Origin of the sequence: Pseudomonas sp. NPDC098740, assembly GCF_044760065.1 — a bacterium.
Classification (GTDB): domain Bacteria; phylum Pseudomonadota; class Gammaproteobacteria; order Pseudomonadales; family Pseudomonadaceae; genus Aquipseudomonas; species Aquipseudomonas rossensis.
The window spans coordinates 38,074-57,560 of sequence record NZ_JBIWAM010000024.1 but is presented as its reverse complement, the minus strand read 5'-3'; the positions used below and the strand labels follow the sequence as shown (position 1 = coordinate 57,560).

Annotated in this window: 20 protein-coding genes; 5 read left to right on the top strand and 15 right to left on the bottom strand. The window is 59.8% G+C overall.

Annotated elements, in window-relative coordinates; translation table 11 throughout:
• Positions 1-3: 3 nt before the first annotated feature.
• Positions 4-1,104, bottom strand: coding sequence for an efflux RND transporter periplasmic adaptor subunit (locus tag ACIQU2_RS23615; RefSeq protein ID WP_403144266.1), 1,101 nt, complete (start codon positions 1,102-1,104; stop codon positions 4-6).
• Positions 1,105-1,197: 93 nt separating this feature from the next.
• Here ACIQU2_RS23615 and ACIQU2_RS23610 point away from each other — a divergent pair, with 93 nt between their 5' ends.
• Complete coding sequence (locus ACIQU2_RS23610) at positions 1,198-1,842, top strand: TetR/AcrR family transcriptional regulator (RefSeq protein ID WP_347804801.1); 645 nt, start codon at positions 1,198-1,200, stop codon at positions 1,840-1,842.
• A 97-nt stretch (positions 1,843-1,939) separates the two neighbouring features.
• Here the strand turns inward: ACIQU2_RS23610 and ACIQU2_RS23605 are convergent, their stop codons facing one another.
• The gene (locus tag ACIQU2_RS23605; protein WP_403144264.1) at positions 1,940-2,722 is read right to left on the bottom strand and encodes a class I SAM-dependent methyltransferase; all 783 of its coding nucleotides are present in this window, start codon (positions 2,720-2,722) and stop codon (positions 1,940-1,942) included.
• A gap of 93 nt (positions 2,723-2,815) precedes the next feature.
• Here ACIQU2_RS23605 and ACIQU2_RS23600 point away from each other — a divergent pair, with 93 nt between their 5' ends.
• Entirely contained in the window at positions 2,816-3,436 is a 621-nt protein-coding gene (locus ACIQU2_RS23600; RefSeq protein ID WP_403144262.1) for an energy transducer TonB, read from the top strand.
• Between the two features lie 17 nt (positions 3,437-3,453).
• Here ACIQU2_RS23600 and ACIQU2_RS23595 read toward each other — a convergent pair whose 3' ends face one another.
• The 7 genes from ACIQU2_RS23595 to ppc form a co-directional block, all read right to left on the bottom strand.
• Entirely contained in the window at positions 3,454-4,149 is a 696-nt protein-coding gene (locus tag ACIQU2_RS23595; RefSeq protein ID WP_403144260.1) for an extensin family protein, read from the bottom strand.
• 2 nt (positions 4,150-4,151) lie between these two features.
• Positions 4,152-4,973: an oxaloacetate decarboxylase gene (locus tag ACIQU2_RS23590; protein ID WP_403144258.1), complete on the bottom strand. Its 822-nt coding sequence runs from the start codon at positions 4,971-4,973 to the stop codon at positions 4,152-4,154.
• A gap of 33 nt (positions 4,974-5,006) precedes the next feature.
• A complete protein-coding gene (locus ACIQU2_RS23585; protein WP_403144297.1) occupies positions 5,007-5,867 on the bottom strand; it encodes a DUF72 domain-containing protein in 861 nt (286 codons plus the stop codon).
• Complete coding sequence (locus ACIQU2_RS23580; RefSeq protein ID WP_008156859.1) at positions 5,864-6,169, bottom strand: hypothetical protein; 306 nt, start codon at positions 6,167-6,169, stop codon at positions 5,864-5,866. The genes ACIQU2_RS23585 and ACIQU2_RS23580 overlap by 4 nt, the downstream gene beginning before the upstream one ends.
• 232 nt (positions 6,170-6,401) lie before the next feature.
• Entirely contained in the window at positions 6,402-7,076 is a 675-nt protein-coding gene (gene tsaB / locus ACIQU2_RS23575) for a tRNA (adenosine(37)-N6)-threonylcarbamoyltransferase complex dimerization subunit type 1 TsaB (protein ID WP_403144256.1), read from the bottom strand.
• A 93-nt stretch (positions 7,077-7,169) separates the two neighbouring features.
• A complete protein-coding gene (gene adk / locus ACIQU2_RS23570) occupies positions 7,170-7,817 on the bottom strand; it encodes an adenylate kinase (protein ID WP_403144254.1) in 648 nt (215 codons plus the stop codon).
• Positions 7,818-8,106: 289 nt separating this feature from the next.
• Complete coding sequence (gene ppc, locus ACIQU2_RS23565; protein WP_403144253.1) at positions 8,107-10,737, bottom strand: phosphoenolpyruvate carboxylase; 2,631 nt, start codon at positions 10,735-10,737, stop codon at positions 8,107-8,109.
• A 966-nt stretch (positions 10,738-11,703) separates the two neighbouring features.
• On the opposite strand from ppc, the gene ACIQU2_RS23560 reads away from it, so the two are divergent.
• From ACIQU2_RS23560 to ACIQU2_RS23550, 3 genes are all read left to right on the top strand, one after another.
• Complete coding sequence (locus ACIQU2_RS23560) at positions 11,704-12,048, top strand: pilin assembly protein (RefSeq protein ID WP_403144252.1); 345 nt, start codon at positions 11,704-11,706, stop codon at positions 12,046-12,048.
• A gap of 274 nt (positions 12,049-12,322) precedes the next feature.
• Positions 12,323-12,736, top strand: a complete 414-nt coding sequence (locus ACIQU2_RS23555; protein WP_403144250.1) for a DUF4398 domain-containing protein — start codon at positions 12,323-12,325, stop codon at positions 12,734-12,736.
• A 49-nt stretch (positions 12,737-12,785) separates the two neighbouring features.
• Positions 12,786-13,574 carry an OmpA family protein gene (locus tag ACIQU2_RS23550; RefSeq protein ID WP_403144248.1) on the top strand — a complete coding sequence of 263 codons (789 nt, stop codon included), beginning with the start codon at positions 12,786-12,788 and terminating at the stop codon, positions 13,572-13,574.
• Between the two features lie 165 nt (positions 13,575-13,739).
• Here the strand turns inward: ACIQU2_RS23550 and ACIQU2_RS23545 are convergent, their stop codons facing one another.
• The 6 genes from ACIQU2_RS23545 to lysS form a co-directional block, all read right to left on the bottom strand.
• Positions 13,740-14,069, bottom strand: coding sequence for a hypothetical protein (locus ACIQU2_RS23545; protein ID WP_046053310.1), 330 nt, complete (start codon positions 14,067-14,069; stop codon positions 13,740-13,742).
• Positions 14,066-14,980: an alpha/beta hydrolase gene (locus ACIQU2_RS23540; protein WP_403144247.1), complete on the bottom strand. Its 915-nt coding sequence runs from the start codon at positions 14,978-14,980 to the stop codon at positions 14,066-14,068. Before ACIQU2_RS23540 ends, ACIQU2_RS23545 begins: the two co-directional genes overlap by 4 nt.
• A 146-nt stretch (positions 14,981-15,126) precedes the next feature.
• A complete protein-coding gene (locus tag ACIQU2_RS23535) occupies positions 15,127-16,404 on the bottom strand; it encodes a flavohemoglobin expression-modulating QEGLA motif protein (protein WP_309674589.1) in 1,278 nt (425 codons plus the stop codon).
• Positions 16,405-16,441: 37 nt separating this feature from the next.
• The gene (locus ACIQU2_RS23530; protein ID WP_403144244.1) at positions 16,442-16,996 is read right to left on the bottom strand and encodes a hypothetical protein; all 555 of its coding nucleotides are present in this window, start codon (positions 16,994-16,996) and stop codon (positions 16,442-16,444) included.
• A 136-nt stretch (positions 16,997-17,132) separates the two neighbouring features.
• On the bottom strand, positions 17,133-17,849 hold the full coding sequence (locus ACIQU2_RS23525) for a TetR/AcrR family transcriptional regulator (protein ID WP_046048164.1): 717 nt from the start codon (positions 17,847-17,849) through the stop codon (positions 17,133-17,135).
• Positions 17,850-17,951: 102 nt separating this feature from the next.
• A complete protein-coding gene (lysS, locus tag ACIQU2_RS23520; protein ID WP_283183170.1) occupies positions 17,952-19,454 on the bottom strand; it encodes a lysine--tRNA ligase in 1,503 nt (500 codons plus the stop codon).
• Positions 19,455-19,487 lie beyond the last annotated feature (33 nt).

Here is a 19,487-nt window from a genome sequence, read left to right as displayed (position 1 = left end):
GGATTACTCCTTGTCCGCCAGATTGACCACGCGGTTGGAGCGATCCACCGGACGCACCTGCTGCCCTTCAAGCAGCACATGGACGCCAGCGGCCACCACCCAATCGCTGGCGTTCAGTCCTTCAAGTACCGGTACGGTTTTCTCGCCGAAGGCTCCCACCCGGACCGGGGTTTTCTTCAGGGTATTGTTGGCATTGACGACCCAGACGTAGGTCGCGCCGTTTTCCGCTGTCAGCGCGGAAAGCGGCACCGATAGCGGCACCACATCGGAGGTCTGAACGAACACCCGGGCACTCTGGCCGAGTTCAGCGGGAACCTTGCCGGCGGTGAAGGCGATGCGGGCGGCAAAGGTGCGCGATTTTGGGTCGGCAGCGGGCGACAGCTCACGGATGCGCCCGGCGAAACGTTGGTCGGGTTGGGTCCAGAGTTCGACTGACACTGGCTGACCGACCTTGAAGCGGCCAAAGCTCTGCTCCGGCACGCTGATCAACACTTCGCGCTCGCCATCGGTGGCAAGGGTAAATACGGTTTGCCCAGCCGCCACCACTTGCCCGACTTCAACCGCGCGTTTAGCCACAACCCCATCCTGAGGGGCACGCAACACGGCGTAACTGGCCTGATTGGTCGAAACGTTGAATTCGGCTTTGATTTGCTTGAGGCGTGCTTCACCGGATCGGTAAAGGTTTTCGGAATTGTCGTACTGCGAACGGCTGACCATCTGACGGTCCATCAGGGTCTTGTAGCGATCACGTTCGGCGCGCACCAGGCTCAGGTTGGCCTCGGCAGCGGCGACCTGGGCCCGGGTGGCTTCCAGTTGCAGGCGCACGTCTTGGGGATCGAGCTCCGCCAAAGGTTGGTCAGCCTTGACCCGCTGCCCCTCTTCGACCAGTCGTCGACTGACTTTACCGCCAATGCGAAACGCCAGCTCCGGCTCATAGCGAGCGCGGACTTCACCGGGAAAACTTTCCATCGCCTGGGACGACGGCTCTGGCTGCACGACCATGGCCGGGCGAACGGTGACTTGAGGCGCCTCTTCGTGACCACACGCAGACAATAAAAACGCCAGACTGACTGGCAACGCGAGGGGCAAGGCATAGCGGAACATGGTGAAGGACCTTTCGCTAATGGTGCTTGGAATAATTATACTGAGCGGTATGTTATTAATAGCAAACTCACCAGTCCAGTAATAAAAGCGCATATGCCTAACAATCTTTCAGTACCCAACGGCCCGGGCCGTCCCAAGGATCTGGCCAAGCGCCAGGCGATCCTCGATGCGGCGAAAATTCTGTTTCTGAGCAAGGGTTATGCGAATACCAGCATGGACGCCGTGGCGGCCGAGGCCGGTGTGTCGAAGTTGACGGTCTACAGCCATTTCAACGACAAGGAGACGCTGTTCTCCGCCGCCGTGATGGCCAAGTGCGAAGAGCAATTGCCGACGCTGTTTTTCGAATTGCCGGACGGCACTGCCGTAGAAACGGTGCTGTTAAACATCGCGCGTGGCTTTCATCAACTGATCAACAGCGACGAATCGGTCAACCTGCATCGGCTGATGATGACGCTGGGCAGCCAGGACCCGAAACTCTCGCTGATCTTCTTCGAGGCCGGGCCTGAGCGCATGCTGCATGGCATGGAGCGGTTGCTGACCAAGGTTGATCAAAGCGGCGCGTTGAGCATCGACAAACCGCGCAATGCGGCCGAGCATTTCTTCTGCTTGCTCAAGGGTGCGGGGAATTTCAGGCTGCTTTATGGCTGCGGCGAGCCGCTGACCGGGGATGCGGCCGAGAGCCATGTGCAGGAAGTGGTGGAGTTGTTTATGCGGGCGTATCGGCCTGAGTCAGCCTGATAGGTTTCGGTTGTCCGATCTGGCCCCTTCGCGAGCAGGCTCGCTCCCACAGGGGATCTACGGTGTTGCATAGATCCAGTGTGGGCGCGTCGCGGTCTTAAGGCTTGAGCGCTTTCTTCGGGTAAATGTCATACCGGCTCGATTTACCATCCAGCGCATGACTCGGCTTCGGCCCTTCGATGCATGGCGCCTTGCGTGGGCGCTTGACCACCACTCGATGGCTGGCCAACGCCAACGCCGCTTCGAGCAGTGCAGGCGCATCCGGGTCATCGCCCACCAGCGGCCGGAACAGGCGCATTTCCTTCTTCACCAAGGCCGTTTTCTCACGATGGGGAAACATCGGGTCGAGGTAGATCACCTGCGGCGGCTCGCCTTCCCAATTGCGCATCACCTCGATCGAATTACCCTTGAGCAAGCGCATCCGCGCCACAATCGGCGCCACGTCAAAGTCTTCCGCGCCGCGTGCCAGGCCATCTTCAAGCAACGCGCCAATCAGCGGCTGACGCTCGATCAGGCTCATCTCGCAGCCCAGGCTCGCCAGCACGAACGCATCTTTACCCAGCCCCGCCGTGGCATCCAGCACGCGCGGACGCACGCCTTGGGCAACCCCGACAGCCTTGGCGATCATCTGACCGCTGCCGCCGCCGTACAAGCGGCGATGGGCCGCACCGCCCTCGACAAAGTCCACCCGCACCGGCCCCGGCGCGTCCGGACCCAGTTGCTGCAGCTGCAAACCCTGCTCGCCGACCTGCAAGGCAAACTCACCGTCATCCACCTGCATCGGCAAACCCAGGCGCTCGGCCCATTGTTCGGCCTGTGGCTGAAAAGTCGCGGCCAAGGCCTCGACATGGATGCGGCAGGCCGCAGGTTGCTCAATCATGAGAAAACACGCTCAAAAAATTAATGATCGGCAAAAACGGCCGATAACAAAACTATCGAGCATTTTGCCAGAGCTGAGCGTCGACCGAGAGAAATGTCAGACATTCAACGCACATCGATAGGCTACATCTCGCCCCACGGCGATTTTGGCCTACGAAACTCCCAAGCACTGAGCGGCGTCAGTCACCTGTGGCAGGATTTCTTTGCCCAGGCCCTGGCCGATCAGTCGGGCGATGTCGTACCGGCTTCTCTCAACTTTCCACCGGTCGATCTCGACAGCCCGGTCGAACCCACCGTTGGCAGCGAACTGCTGGCTCACATCATTTCCCAGCGCGAATGCGATGTGAAAGAAACCGAGGTCCGCCCGCCCGAGCCACTGTTCCTGCCGATTGCCGAGTTCGAAATGGACCTGGCCGACAAACCTTTCCCACCGTTCCCGGCACAAGAAATCGTCGCTCAACAGAAGCAACAGGACTTCGAAAGCCACTGGGTCCGCCCGATCGTGCTCACCGCAGGTCAGCCTGTGCCGGAAGCAGGTCCGGCGCCGCAACCGCGTCCGCTGCACCTGCCAATCGCCGAGTTCGAACTCGATCTGCTGGACAAGCCATTCCCGCCGTTCTCGCCCGAAGAGCTGGTGGAGCAACAGAAACAACTCGATTTCGATAACGGTTGGGCTCGCCCGATCGTCCTGCAAAACCTGCGTATCGCGGCCTGACCTTCAATAACAGGCCCTCAGCGACACACCCACCACGGCCCGACATCCACATGAAAGTGATTGCGATGGGCGGCGTTGTAATCCGGACTCAATACCACACTGAACATGTCGCAGGCGCCATCGCGGAGCTGACGTAAAAACCGTGCGTCCTGATTATCCTTCGGCCAATCCTTGAGCACGTTGATGGAGCGGCCATCGGCCAAGCGAAAACCGGCGATATCCAGCGCATCGGCGCTGGCATGCTGGCTGCGTCTGCCATTTTCGCGGCTGTAGACGTTGCGACAGGCAAAGCTGCCGAGATGGTCGACACGCGTTACCGCTTGACCGTAGACCGCTTGCGCCGCGGGTTGCAGGGCGTGGTGTTCGAACAGAGCGAACGACACCGCCAGGCGGCAACTGGCGAGGAAACTGCTGCTCAGCGCCACCTCGCCGCCTTGCACACGCAAGGTGTTGATCAACGGGCACTTCGCATCGGGGCTATCGGCCTGATGGGTTACACGCAATCCAGAGCTGCTCAGGGCTTGATCGCACAACTGCGGATCATCGCGCAGGCGCATCAGCTTGTAGCGCGTCAGAAAATTGGGCGCGGCTTTCACGTCCAGCGGCGCCCAAGGATTCCACTGGGGTGGCAGTGAGATCCAGCCGCGCCAGACGCTCACGGCCGCCGCACCAATGATCAACAGCATCAACAGCAGCCACCACCGACACCGCATCGTCAGCCTTTGAACAATTGATTGGCCTGGGTGTACGGCATGGATCGCGACGTGAACCCGAACGTGCCCGACGTCTTGATCTCTTCGGCAGCGCGGAAAAACTCGCCATACGCCGCCAGCGCCAGAGCCGATCCGACGCTAATCCGTTTGACGCCCATTTCGCTCAACTGCTCGACCGTCAATTTCAGTCCGCCAGACATCAACACATTGACCGGTTTCGGCGCAACGGCACGGACCACCGCCAACACATCTTCAGCACTGCGCAGACCCGGTGCATAAAGTACGTCGGCACCCGCCTCGGCAAACGCCTGCAAGCGGCGAATGGTATCGGCGAGATCAGGATTGCCGTGCAGAAAGTTCTCCGCGCGCGCGGTCAACATAAAGGGAAACGGCAAGCTGCGAGCGGCTGCCACGGCAGCCTCAATGCGCGCGACGGCATGTTCGAAGCAGTAGATCGGCGCTTCTTCACGACCCGTGGCATCTTCGATCGAGCCGCCGACCGCACCGGCCTCTGCCGCACGCAAAATACTCTGGGCACATTCGGCTGGATCGTCAGCGAAGCCGTTTTCCAGGTCGACGGCGACGGGCAGATCAGTGGCCGCAACAATCGCCCGAACGTTTGCCAGGGTGTCGTCCAGCGTCAGCCCGCCATCGGGGCGGGCGCTGGAAAAGGCGTAACCGGCACTGGTGGTCGCCAGCGCTTCGAAACCAAGGCTGGCGAGCATTTTCGCCGAGCCGGCGTCCCACGGGTTGGGAATGACAAAAGCACCCTTGCGTTCGTGCAGTGCTTTGAACGCTTGGGCTCGAAGGGTTTGCGCATCCATTGGCAGGCTCCAGAAAAAGGCAGGGAATCCGCTTCAGAGCAGGCCAAGTTGCTCGGCAGCGGGCTCTCTGTATAGCTCAGGCAGCGGCGGCAGGCCAGGCAAACGCAGCATCAGTTGTGCGTGAAAACGTTGCGCCAGTTTGGCGGCCAGCAGGTTGTCGGCGGTGTGCAGGAAGATATAAGGCGTGCGGCCCTCTTCGATCCACACGGCGATTTTCTCGACCCACGGCAGCAGGAACGGGTCGTTGGCCTCAAGTTGCGGATGGCCGATGAAGCGTACCTGCGGACATTGCGTGAAGGCGGCCGGACGGGGCGGCACCCTGGGTTTTTTCGATTGGGCGTGAAGTACCGAGGGATCAGTCGATGTGCAACTGAACAGCGCGCGGGGATCGAGGCAGATACGCTCGACACCGCGATCCAGTAGCAGGCGATTGAGCATTCTCTCGGCATCGCCCTTGGCGAAGAAGGCGTCATGCCGCACTTCAACCGCCAGAGGCCGGTCCACAGCATCAATAAAACCGGCAAGCTCCGACAGTCGCTGCGGCGTAAAGCTTTTGGACAGTTGCAGCCACAGCGGTGAAACCCGTTCACCCAGGGGACTGAGCAATTGCAGGAAGGTGTCGGCAGCGGTCAATTGTTCGCGCAGGTCACCGCTGTGGCTGATGTCACCGGGGAACTTGGCCGTGAAGCGAAAGTGTTCGGGCATGGTCTCGGCCCAACGCTGCACGGTGGTCGCAGCCGGGCTCGCGTAGAAGGTCGTATTGCCTTCCACGGCGTTGAAAACCTGGGAATAGAGATTCAGAAATTCGGCGGGTTTTGCGTCTTGCGGATACAGGTAGTCGCGCCAGGCGTTTTCACTCCAGGACGGACAGCCCAGGTAGTAAGGCAGCATCAGATGTACAGGTCGAGGCCCAGCACATCCGAATCCCAATCGACAAAACCGGCAGTGCTCAGGTAGCTAGCCAGGGCCTTCGCGACACTGCTGCTCATGGCACGGTGATAAAGCATGTCTTGTTGACGGGCGGGGAGATTACTCAAGCGTTGCGCAGAGGCTTTGGCAGCGCGGGCGGCCATTTGCTCTTCGGATGGAATTTCCAGCTCGCCGTCGATATCGACGTAGTCGTCATCCGCCACAGGGCCTTTGCGAGGCTTGCGTTTGATGGGGTAGGACTGAGAGGGAACACCGTCTATACGCATGAGTACATGTCCGGGATCAATGGTGGCAGTTTAGTGGCGCATAGCCCGCTTCGCAAACTGCCGAGTGATAACTAGAACACATAAAAGCGAAAAGGTTTAAAAGCTGGGGCATAAAGTGACGATTGGCTGCGTTGCGCAGTCCGCCATCGCGGGCAAGCCCGCTCCCACAGGGGTTAGCGTAAACCCTGTGGGAGCGAGCTTGCTCGCGATGGGGCCAACTCGCTGCAATGAATTAACGCGCCTTCGGGGTCGCAACCTTATCCCGCAAATAAACCGGCTGAGCCTCATCAGCCACGATCGCCTCGCCACGCGCCCAGGCGAAACGCGCCAGGGTCAGTAGATCCTCAGCGTGAGGCAACATGCCCGCATCCTGCCCGGTCAGGCTGACGGCGATTCGCTCGGCATAACCCCAGCCAGTGCCGGCGCCAAACCACTCACCGCTGGCGTCAACCGGCAACGCGGCCACTTCCGGTGGCAGCACCGCTTCATTGCCGACCAGCCGCATCTCCCCCGCCGTTTCGCGGTAGCAACCCCAATACACCTCATCCATCCGCGCATCGATGGCGGCCGCAACCTGACTCACGCCATGTTCGCGATAGGCCCGCTGCGCCAGCACGGCCAGGTTCGATACTGGCAACACCGGACGATCCAGCGCAAACGCCAGCCCCTGCACCACACCGATGGCGATCCGCACGCCGGTGAACGCACCCGGACCACGTCCGAAAGCGATTGCATCGACCGCTTGCAGGGTGGTCCCGGCATCCGCCAGCAACTGCTGAATCATCGGCAGCAGCTTCTGCGCATGCAGACGCGGGATCACCTCGTAATGGCTCGTGACTTTGCCGTCATGCAGCAAGGCAACGGAGCAAGCTTCAGTCGCGGTGTCCAGGGCCAGCAAGGTGCTCATCGATGTTTCCGTAAGAGAGGTCAGAAAAAGTGCGCCAGTATAAACAACTACGGCCCGCAAGCGGGCCGTAGAAGATGAAGCGATTCAGACTTTTCAGCTCAGTGCTTCAAGCACCTTGCCGGTGATCACTTCAACCGAGCCGACGCCAACGATGTGGCTGTACTTCGGTTTGCCCTGATCAGCCGCCAGGTTCTGGTAAAACGCTACCAGTGGCTTGGTCTGGGAGTGATAGACCGACAGGCGATGACGCACGGTTTCTTCAGTGTCGTCCTTGCGCTGCACCAGTGCTTCACCGGTGATGTCGTCCTTGCCGGTGATTTTCGGCGGGTTGTAGACGGTGTGGTACACGCGGCCGCTGGCCTCGTGAACACGACGACCGGCGATACGTTGAACGATCTCTTCGTCGTCAACGGCGATTTCGACCACGTGATCCAGCTCTACGCCGGCTTTCACCAGGGCTTCAGCCTGAGGAATGGTGCGCGGGAAACCGTCGAACAGAAAACCGTTCTCGCAATCAGCCTGGCTGATGCGTTCCTTGACCAGGTTGATGATCAGGTCATCGGAAACCAGACCACCGCTGTCCATGACGCTCTTGGCGATCAGGCCCAGCTCGGTGCCAGCCTTGACTGCGGCACGCAGCATGTCGCCGGTGGAGATTTGCGGAATGCCGAATTTCTCGGTAATGAACTTAGCCTGAGTACCTTTACCGGCCCCGGGAGCTCCCAGCAGAATGACGCGCATCGATGTGCTCCTCAATTTTTTATATAGATAACGTCAGATTCGCCTCGTGGGGCCAATCTCAATAAAAGGGTCGTGACCGCCAAAACGGTCAAAGGCTGATCAAGATACACAGCAGGCCCGGACCACACAAGCCGCCGAAAGTCGGAGAAACCCGCGCCTGATGTGGCCTTTCGTCGGGGTACCCCTAGTCGCAACCCCATCACTAACTGTCGCCTGGCAGTACTTTTGAACCCATCGCCCACAGGCAACTCGACGCTCGCGCCGAGTGCCTTGCCCCACGACGAAAACCTTAGCCGGTATTACGCAAACCGGCGGCAATCCCCGCCACAGACACTAGCAGCGCCTGTTCTACCGGGCTGCCCTGCGCCACATCCTGTTGTCGCGAACGCGCCAACAACTCAGCCTGCAATAGATGAAGAGGGTCGAGGTAAGTGTTGCGCAAGCGGATGAATTCAAGCGTGGCTGGGCTATGTGCCAGTAGCTGCGACTGACCGGTCAGCCCCAGGACCACCGAGCAGGCCTGCGACAATAGGTCGCGTAAATGCGCACCCAAAGGGAGCAGATCCGGCTCGACCAGGCGCTCATCGTAAGACCGGGCGATATCGGCATCGGCCTTGGCCAACACCATTTCCAGCATATCGATGCGCGTGCGGAAGAACGGCCACTGTTCGCGCATCTGCCCCAGCAGCTCACCTTCGCCGCGCTCCAGCGCCTTGCTCAGCGCCGCTTCCCAGCCGAGCCACGCCGGCAACATCAGACGCGTCTGGGTCCAGCCGAAGATCCACGGGATCGCCCGCAGGCTTTCAATCCCGCCGGCGCGGCGCTTGGCCGGGCGACTGCCCAGCGGCAAGCGTCCCAGTTCCTGCTCCGGGGTGGACTGGCGGAAATACTCGACGAACTGTGGATTTTCCCGCACCACGGCGCGATAAGCGCTGACACCGTCAGCGGCCAATTCGTCCATCAAATGGCGCCAGGCAGGTTCCGGTGGAGGCGGCGGCAGCAAGGTCGCTTCCAATACCGCTGCCAGGTACAGATTGAGGTTCTGCTCGGCGATGTCCGGCAGGCCGAATTTGAAACGAATCATTTCCCCCTGCTCGGTGGTACGGAAACGCCCCGCCACCGAACCCGGCGGCTGCGACAGAATCGCCGCGTGTGCCGGACCGCCGCCGCGTCCCACGGTGCCACCGCGACCGTGGAACAACAGCAGTTCCACTTGCTGCTCGCGGCAGATGTCGACCAAGCGCTCCTGCGCCCGATATTGCGCCCAGGCCGCTGCTGTCGTGCCGGCGTCCTTGGCCGAGTCGGAGTAGCCAATCATCACTTCCTGCGGCCCTTGCAGGCGCGAGCGATAACCGGGCAGCAGCAACAGTTTTTCGATTACCGGGCCGGCGTTGTCGAGGTCGGCAAGGGTTTCGAACAGCGGCACCACGCGCATCGGCCGCAACACGCCAGACTCTTTGAGCAGCAGTTGCACGGCCAGCACGTCGGAAGCGGCGCCGGCCATGGAGATCACATAAGAACCGAGCGATGCGCCCGGTGCGGCAGCGATTTCCCGGCAGGTCGCCAACACTTCGGCGGTGTCGGCCGATGGCTTGAAGTACGCCGGCAACAACGGCCGGCGGTTTTTCAGTTCGCGTATCAGGAAAGCGATGCGCTCTTCCTCGCTCCAGTCCTCGTAGCGCCCCAGGCCCAGGTAATCGGTGATCTCGTTCATGGCCGCGGTATGTCGCGTCGAGTCCTGACGCACATCGAGCCGCACCAGGAACAACCCGAACGTCACCGCCCGGCGCAGGCAATCGAGCAGCGGCCCATCAGCGATCACGCCCATGCCGCACTCATGCAGCGAGTGGAAGCACAGCTCCAGCGGATCGAGCAGTTCGCGGTTGTTTTGCAACACATCGGCGGGTGCGGGCGTGGTCTTCGTCAAGGAGGCGTGAGCCCAGTTACGCGTCGCGCGCAGGCGTTCACGCAGCTGTTTCAGCACCGCGCGGTAAGGTTCGGCGCTGTCCCCGGCCTTGGCCTTCAAGTCGTCGCTGGCCTGCTGCATCGACAACTCGGCCGCCAGGTGATCGACATCGCGCAGGTACAAGTCCGCGGCCATCCACCGCGCCAGCAGCAAGACTTCACGGGTCACGGCAGCGGTCACGTTGGGGTTGCCATCGCGGTCACCGCCCATCCACGAGGCAAAGCGAATCGGCGCTGCCTCCAGTGGGAGGTGCAGGCCAGTGGCGTCATACAGGGCTTTGTCGGCCTTGCGCAAATAGTTGGGGATCGCCTGCCACAGCGAATGCTCGATCACCGCGAAGCCCCACTTGGCTTCGTCCACTGGCGTCGGGCGGGTGCGACGGATTTCTTCCGTGTGCCAGGCTTCGGCGATCAGGCGCTGCAACTTCGTGTGGATCTGCTCGCGTTCGGCAGTGGTCAGGTCGCGATGGTCCTGGGCAGCCAGTTGCGCAGCGATGGCGTCGTATTTCTGGATCAGCGTGCGGCGCGCCACTTCGGTCGGGTGCGCGGTGAGGACCAGCTCAATCTCCAGCCGTCCCAGTTGCCGGGCCAGGGATTCGGCGCCATGACCTTCAGCACTCAGGCGGGCGAGCAGTTCCGGCAGTACCCGCGCTTCGAACGACGCAGGCTGTGACTCTTCGCGACGGTGAATCAGCTGATATTGCTCGGCGATATTGGCCAGGTTGAGAAACTGGTTGAACGCCCGCGCCACCGGCAGCAACTCTTCTTCGCTCAATTGGTTGAGGCTGGCGCTCAGTTCAGCGTCCATTGAACCGCGACGGTCGGCCTTGGCGCCCTTGCGGATCTGCTCGATCTTGTCGAGAAAGCCGTCCCCGTACTGTTCACGAATGGTGTTGCCCAACAGCTCACCCAACAGGTGAACATCCTCGCGCAAGCGTGCATCAATATCGGTCATCAGCAGTTCTCCAGCGAAAATCCGGGGTGCTTTGTCGTTAGAGAGTGCCGCTGTAAAGCGGTTCTTACAAGCGGACGACGACGGGAATGCTGTTCGCCTGAGAAAGTTTTGGGATTGGGGATTGGGGATTGGGGATTGGGGATTGGGGATTGGGGATTGGGGTTGGGATTGGTGGGGTACATATCCGTTTCTGCGGTGATGGCTGATTACGGTTTCGCTTTTACAGCGACTCACTTTTCCAAACGCCGAAAAGTAAGCAAAAGGCTTTGCCCCTCCATTCGGTGCCTCGCCTGGGCTCGGCATGCCCTCACTCCGGCATTGCTCCGGGGCCCGCCGCCATCGGCCATCCATGGCCGGGGGCGGCTACCGCGGCATCCTTGCCGCGGTGCCCCCTGCGCAACGCCTGCGTTCGGCCTCTGGGAAAGGGGCAGTAGATCAAAAGATCGCAGCCTCGTTTCACTCGACAGCTCCTACCGGGGGGAGGGGGTGTACGCACGCTCCTCACCACTCAACAGGTCGAGCGTTAGCTCGCCTGCAGCTTTTTATCTTGATGCACCGCCCCCTCGAGAGGCCGAGTGGAGGTTCTGCGCAGTGGGCAACCCGGCAAGGATGCCGGGTTAGCCGCCCCCGGCCATGGATGGCCGATGGCGGCGGGCCCACGGAGCAGGACCGGAGCGCGGGCATGCCGAGCCTAGGCGAGGCACCGAACGAAAGGGGCAAAAGCGTTTGGTTACTTTGCGCTTTTCAAAGTGACTCGCTGTAAAAGCGAAACCGATAGCCGCCATCACCGCAAAAACGGATATACACCCAATCCCCCCCAATGAACCCCCGCGCCATTAGACGACGAAGGGACTTTAAACCTTGGGCGTTAAAGCTAGTCTGAAGAGTAAGCCTTACAACGGCTGCCGCCGGCCTTTGCCGGACACTGACACTGCCTGCCACGAGCAGGTGCGCATTGAGGTCACTATGAAAATCCGCGAGCTTGCCCATCACTGGGAAGAAAACGCCAAGGGTCGCCTGACCGACACCGGATACTCGATTCATCTGGATGTAGAGGCCGCCGCACGGCTGGCGGCCATTATCGAAATGTACCCCAAACGGCAGCCCGAAGAACTGCTCGGCGAGCTGATCGGCGCCGCCCTGGAAGAGCTCGAAAAGAGCTTTCCATATGTAAAGGGCTCGACCGTCGTGGCCACCGACGAAGAAGGTGATCCGCTGTACGAAGACGTCGGTCCGACTCCGCGTTTTCTCGCATTGTCCCGTCGTCATTTGCACGATTTGTCGGCCGTTGACGCCAAACAGAAACACTGATTACCGCGCTTCTTTTCCCCTCCAAAATGCATATTCCCGGGCTCGTTCAGGGCCGGGAGTACTGCTGCGTATGAAGGTAAGTCCCGATTTAGAGCCTTGTCCGTTCGGTCAAAGTTTTTTCGGGCAATGGGCCATATTCTCTGAACTTTTGAAAAACGCCTCGGGTCACACCCATTAACCACGCCTGGGACGGCCGTTTCATAACACCCCCGGAAATTGAAGGTTGCGGCTCCTTGCCCAGGATGGATTTTTAAGTTTTTCAGGAGTTATTCCAATGGAGTTGAAGACCATGAAGACCCGAACTGCCAAATCCTCGTTCCCCCCTCTGCGTAGCCTGAAACTGGCTGCACTGGCAATCGGCAGCAGCTTCGTTCTGGCCGGTTGTGCCGGCAACCCGCCAAGCGAGCAATTCGCCGTGACGGAATCGGCGGTCAACAGCGCCGTCAGTGCCGGCGGTACCGAATTCGCGGCAGTGGAAATGAAGTCCGCGCAGGACAAGCTCAAACAAGCCGAAATCGCCATGCACGACAAAAAGTATGACGAAGCCAAAGTCCTGGCCGAACAGGCCGAGTGGGACGCTCGCGTGGCTGAGCGCAAAGCCCAGGCTATCAAAGCTGAACAGGCTGTGAAGGACTCTCAGAAAGGTGTTCAAGAACTGCGTCAGGAAAGCCAGCGCACCGTGCAATAAGCGGCGCGGCACGACGTACTTCTTACTCGACTAAAAGGACGAAACCACCATGCGTAAACAATTGATGATCCCTGCCCTGCTGGCCGCAAGCGTTGCACTGGCTGCCTGCTCCACGCCGCCGAACGCGAACCTGGAACAGGCCCGTAGCAACTACACCGGCCTGCAAACCAACCCGCAAGCCAGCAAAGTCGCGGCGCTGGAAACCAAGGAAGCCAGCGATTACCTGGACAAGACCGACAAGGCTTACCAGGACAAAGAGGACCAGGCCAAGGTCGACCAACTGGCTTACCTGACCAATCAACGTGTTGAAGTGGCGAAGCAGACCATCGCCCTGCGCAACGCCGAAGCCAATCTGAAAAATGCTTCTGCGCAGCGTGCCCAGGCTCGTCTGGATGCCCGCGACGCGCAGATCAAGCAATTGCAGGACAGCCTGAACGCCAAGCAGACCGATCGCGGCACCTTGGTGACGTTCGGTGATGTGTTGTTTGCCACTGACAGGGCTGATCTGAAGTCCAGCGGTCTGGTAAACATCAACAAACTGGCGCAGTTCCTCTCGGAAAACCCTGATCGCAAAGTGATCGTCGAGGGCTACACCGACAGCACGGGCACCGCGAACCACAACCAGTCGCTGTCCGAGCATCGTGCCGGTTCCGTGCGCACGGCGCTGGTGAAAATGGGCGTTGATCCAGCGCGTATCGTGGCGCAGGGTTACGGCAAGGAATACCCGGTGGCCGAGAACAGCAGCGTCTCGGGCCGTGCGATGAACCGTCGGGTGGAAGTGACCATTTCCAACGACAACCAGCCGGTGATCCCGCGTTCGGCGGTCAGCTCGAACTGAGTTGAACCTGCTGTAACGCAAAAGCCCCGCCTGATCTGATCAGGCGGGGCTTTTGTTTTTAAGATCAAAAGATCGCAGCCTCGTTTCACTCGACAGCTCCTACAGAAGCACGCGGACTATGTAGGAGCTGTCGAGTGAAACGAGGCTGCGATCTTTTCGGGAGCGTTACGGTTGCAGCTTCTGTGGGGTTTCCTCGCCCATGCAACGCACCGCTTTTTTCTTGTTGTTGACCAACACGCCGCTCAAGCCTTTCTGTTCGGTGTCGAACATCACCAGCACGCCATCGATGCATTGCGCGACTTGCGGGGCCGGCTCCAGCGAGACTTTGTAGTCTTCGCCCGGCACAGTCTTGAGCATGGTGAAGTCGCTGAGCAGCAGCGCATCTTCGGGTTTGGCGAAGTGCAGGTAGCCGTAGAACCACAGGGCTGCGACAGTGCCGAGGATGCTGCAGATACCGGTGATGATCAGCGGGATGGCGTTACGTTCTTCACTCATTGCGGACTCTCTGGTGGTTCATCTTCAGAATTTTTCGGCGCCGGGTAATTCGGGACTTCACCCAGGCGGCGCAGACCGTTGAAATGCTGCGGGTCATCGAGAAAACGCAGCATGACTTTGCGCCAGACCGGGTCGGCGAACGTCTGCACATGACCGCCACGGGTCAGTTGCAGCACCCGCGGCGGCGGCGCAGCTTGATACAGACGGATGCCGTTGGAAAGGGGCACGATCGGATCGTCGATGCTGTGGTAGATCAGTTTCGGCACGCCATTGAGCTGCGTCATGGAATGGATCGCGCTGTCGCCGTCCGGCACCAGCAAGGACAGTGGCACCTGAACCAGCCAGGTCAGCCAGGAATGGCTCAGGGCAAATTGACCGATACTGCGGTAACTGGCGGGCACGCCGTCGAGGACGAAGGCCTTGAGTTGTTTCTGGCGTTCGGGGTGCTGAACCAGATAATGCACGGCCATCGAACCGCCAAGGCTTTGGCCCAGGAGGATCAGCGGCTTGCCCTTGACCTCCGGCGCCTGATCGAGCCATTTGAACGCGGCGTCGATGTCCTGATAAATCTCCGGCAGCGTCGGTTCCCCCTCGGACAATCCATAACCGCGATAGTCCAGCAGCAGCACTTGATACCCTTCTTTCGGTAACCACCAGCTCCCCCCAAGATGCATGGGCAGGTTGCCGCCGTTACCGTGCAAATGCAGCACCGTGCCTTTGACCTCGACACCTTGTTTGGCCGGCAACCACCAGCCGTGCAGCTTGAGGCCGTCGGCGGTGGTCAGGGTGATGTTGCGGTATTCAAGTTTGGCTTTTTCCGGGGTAAACAGCTGGCCGGGCTCGGGGTAGAACAGCAGTGAGCTGCAGCCGCTCAAGGTCAGGAGAAGGCAGAAGAAGCCGAGGATTCTCATCCGTTGAAACCTCGCGAAAATAGGGGTTGGAACACAAAACACTGTGGGAGCGAGCTTGCTCGCGATGGCGGCTTAACATTCAACATTTTCATCGACTGTTACACCGCTATCGCGAGCAAGCTCGCTCCCACAGGGGATTTTACTGCTCACAGGATGTTGGAGTAATCCGCTTCGATCCGGTCCAGGCTCAGGTGATTGAGGAAGTTGGAGAAGCACATCCACGCCGACAACGCGTTCAGGTCACGGAACTGATCCGGCAGATACTTCGGTGGCACCACCAGCCCTTCATCCACCAACTGGCGCAAGGTCCGCATGTCTTCCAGCGTGGTCTTGCCGCAAAACAGCAGTGGTATCTGCTCAAGCTTGCCTTTACGCACGGCCAACTGAATGTAGTTGTAAACCATGATAAAGCCCTTGAGGTAGGACAAGTCTTTGGTAAATGGCAGACCTGTCGGCACCGAGCCACGGAAAACCCGGCTGGCGTTGCCGTAGCTTTCCGCCATTTCAAAACCTTGCTCGCGGAAGAACTCGAAGATCTGCAGGAAGTCCGCACCCTCTTCCACCATGTGAATGGCGCGGGTGCGGTTGGTCAGTTTGCGCAGGCGACTCGGGTAGGAGGCAAAGGTGATGATTTCCATCAGGATCGCCAGGCCTTCCTGAGTCACCGTCGACGACGGCGGACCTTTGGAGAGGAAGGTGCAGATCGGCTGGTTCAGACCATTGAGCGTGGTCCCCACATGCACCAGCCCTTCGTGCACTTCCAGAGCGCGCACGTCACGGTCGTTGAACATCGCGTCGGTGCGGATCTTGATGTAGTCGGCGCCAGCCGCCGCATCGGCGACGATCCCGTCGGACTCGAATACGCGAATGGTTTCCTCGGCCTCGCCGAATACCTTGTTCAAGCGGGTTTGCAGCAGGTGGACGGCTTCCTTGGCGGTGAGGATTTTCGGTTCGTCCTTCAGGTCGCCACGGCCATCGATATTGTTCAGGTAATCCGAGAGCATCAGGCCCAGGTCGGAAAGGGTCGGATCGCCGGCGTGGAACGCGTCGGAAGCGGCACCGTAAAGCTCCTGTGAAATCAGCCCGAAATCCTCAGTGCCGCGCGCTTCGAGCATGCGCACCACCATCCGGTATTCCTTGCACATGCGGCGCATGATCTGGCCGACCGGGTTGAACTGACCAAGCTGACGGGTGATGTCGCGTTCGATGTTCTGGAATTCCAGTTTCACCTTGCTGGAGTCGAACGCCAGCGGCCGGTTCAGGTAGTAATCGCGGTCCACCGCCGGCATTTCCTTGCCCTTGGCCTTGAGGAAACCCTTGCGGATGCTGTCGTCCCACTTGACTGCATCGAGGACGCGAATCGGCGTCTGCGCCAGCACAATGCGATCGGACAAAATGCGTATCGACTGCTGGTAATCGTCCACCCGAAACTCCTGTAGAAAAACCGTTTACGTGCTGGGTTTATTTGGCTTTGGCCAGGCGCTGATAGCGCACGGCCTCGACGAACACATCGGAATTGGCCGGGTCGTCAAGGTAGGCGAAGACCTGGTCCAGATTGTTGTTGATCAACACGCCGTCGCCGTCGTCGGTCTGGAAGCCTTCGCCGCTGAGGACTTTTTGCCTCAGGGCCTGGTTGATCTGCTCGAGGTCGAGGTTATAGACCACCAGCTCATGCTTATCGGTGAGCTCGAAACCGAAGAGAGTGGAATGCCCACCGAATTGCGCCGGCACCTTGGCCGACAGGTACCAGCGACTGCCATGGCGGGTCACCGTGAAGGGATAGGCTTCACGCTCCTTGGGTTTCGTCTTGAAGTAGCTGACCGCCTGATAGTGATTGTCGCCCAGGCGCGTCAGCTCCAGATTCAGCGGTTCGCCCCAGGCGTTGGTGCTGGTCCATTTGCCGAGCAACCCTTTAGGCGCGGGCTCGCTCGAGGGCAGCGGCTCCTTGAAGGTCACCAGACAGCCGCTGAGCAGCAGGAACGACAAGGCGATCACAACGACACGCCAGGCTTTCATTCAACACTCCCTTTGAACACACGCGGACCGTAGGAGCTGCCGATGGCTGCGATCTTTTGATCTTGATCCTCTCGACACTGCTGCAAAGCAAGATCAAAAGATCGCAGCCTGCGGCAGCTCCTACAGGGGGATCGGGTCACACCGACGCCAACACCAAATGCATGTAGCGAGTCAGGATGCCGAGCATTTCGGCTTCGGCGACAGGCTCGGCGTCGTTGAGCAGGCCCTGATATTCCATCCGTCCGATAATCGCCGTCAACACTTTGGCATCCTGTTGTGGCTCGCGGGAACCCAATACCTCGAAAAAATGGCAGGTGCCTTGCAGAAGAATTTGCTGATGCGAGCGCACCAACTCCGCCAGACGCGGGTTCAACAGGGCCTCCTGACGGAACGCCTGCTCGGCCATCAAGTGTTCCCGACGGTTGTGCAATTGGCGCTGCACATAATCGGCGGTCAGGCGTGCGATATCGTCGGCCAGCTGTGAACGGGACTCGGGACTGCCATCGCCATAGGCAACCATCTCACGCAGCAGGCCTTCGTTGCTGGCCCACAACTTGGCCATGAACGCCGCGCTGCGTTCCACGTATTGGGCAAAGGTATCGGTGAGCAGGTCATCGATATCCTTGAAATAGTAAGTGGTGGCCGACAGCGGCACACCAGCCTCGGCGGCCACCGCGCGGTGACGCACGGCCCGCACGCCATCGCGCACGACAATGCGCATCGCCGCATCGAGAATGTCCTGTCGACGCTGTTCACTGCCCTGTCGGCTGGCCTTGCGGCCCTGGTACTGAACACTTTCAGCGACCGCAGTGGCGACGTCCGCTGCACCCTCTTGAGCAATTGCACGGTTCACGACAGGTATTCCTCTCTTACTTCAAAAGTAACCAATTGATACGTTTGTACCAGACAGGCAATAAAAAGCCGCCTGTTTTAGGCGGCTTTTTTATTGAAACACTTACGCTTGTGGCCGCATGTGCGGGAACAGGATCACGTCGCGGATCGACGGGGAGTTGGTCAGCAGCATCACCAGACGGTCGATGCCGATACCTTCACCGGCGGTTGGCGGCATGCCGTACTCCAGCGCGCGAACGAAGTCGGCGTCGTAGTGCATGGCTTCATCGTCACCGGCGTCCTTGTCGGCCACCTGAGCCATGAAGCGCTCGGCCTGGTCTTCCGCGTCGTTCAACTCGGAATAGGCGTTGGCGATTTCGCGACCACCGATGAACAGTTCGAAACGGTCGGTGACGTTCGGGTTGTCGTCGTTACGACGGGCCAGCGGCGACACTTCGAACGGGTATTGAGTGATGAAGTGCGGCTGCTCCAGCTTATGCTCTACCAGCTCTTCGAAAATCATCACCTGCAATTTGCCCAGACCTTCGAAGCCCAGCACCTTGGCGCCGGCCTTCTTGGCGATGGCGCGGGCCTTGTCGATGTCGGTCAGGTCGTCAGCGGTCAGCTCAGGGTTGTACTTGAGGATCGAGTCGAACACCGACAGACGCACGAACGGTTCGCCGAAGTGGAACACCTTGTCACCATACGGCACGTCGGTGCTGCCCAGAACCAGCTGAGCCAGTTCGCGGAACAGTTCTTCGGTCAGGTCCATGTTGTCTTCGTAGTCGGCGTACGCCTGGTAGAACTCCAACATGGTGAATTCAGGGTTGTGACGAGTCGAAACGCCTTCGTTACGGAAGTTGCGGTTGATCTCGAACACCTTTTCAAAACCACCGACCACCAGACGCTTGAGGTACAGCTCCGGCGCGATGCGCAGGTACATGTCCATGTCCAGAGCGTTGTGGTGTGTTTCGAACGGCTTGGCCGCTGCACCACCTGGAATGGTTTGCAGCATCGGTGTTTCGACTTCCAGGAAGTCTCGTTTCATCAGGAAGCTGCGGATGTGCGCGATGACTTGCGAACGAACGCGGAAAGTCTGGCGCACGTCTTCGTTGACGATCAGGTCAACGTAACGCTGACGATAACGGGATTCGGTGTCGGTCAGGCCGTGGTGCTTGTCCGGCAGCGGGCGCAGGGATTTGGTCAGCAGGCGCACGCTGGTCATTTCGACGTACAGGTCGCCCTTGCCGGAACGCGCCAGGGTGCCTTCGGCGGCGATGATGTCGCCCAGGTCCCAGGTTTTCACCGCAGCCAGGGTTTCTTCGGACAGGGTTTTACGGTTGACGTAAACCTGGATGCGCCCGGACATGTCCTGGATCACCATGAACGAGCCACGGTTGAGCATGAGACGACCGGCAACCTTGACCGGGATTGCAGCTTCTGCCAGCTCTTCCTTGGTCTTGTCCGCGTACTGTTTCTGCAAGTCTTCGCAGTAGTTGTCGCGGCGGAAGTCGTTCGGGAAGGCATTGCCCTTGGCGCGCTCGGCAGCCAGCTTTTCCTTGCGCAGGGCGATCAGGGAGTTTTCTTCCTGTTGCAGGGCTTGCGGGTCGAGTTCTAGGTCGCTCATGTCTTTAAAAATTCCATCACAGGTTCGTTGCCC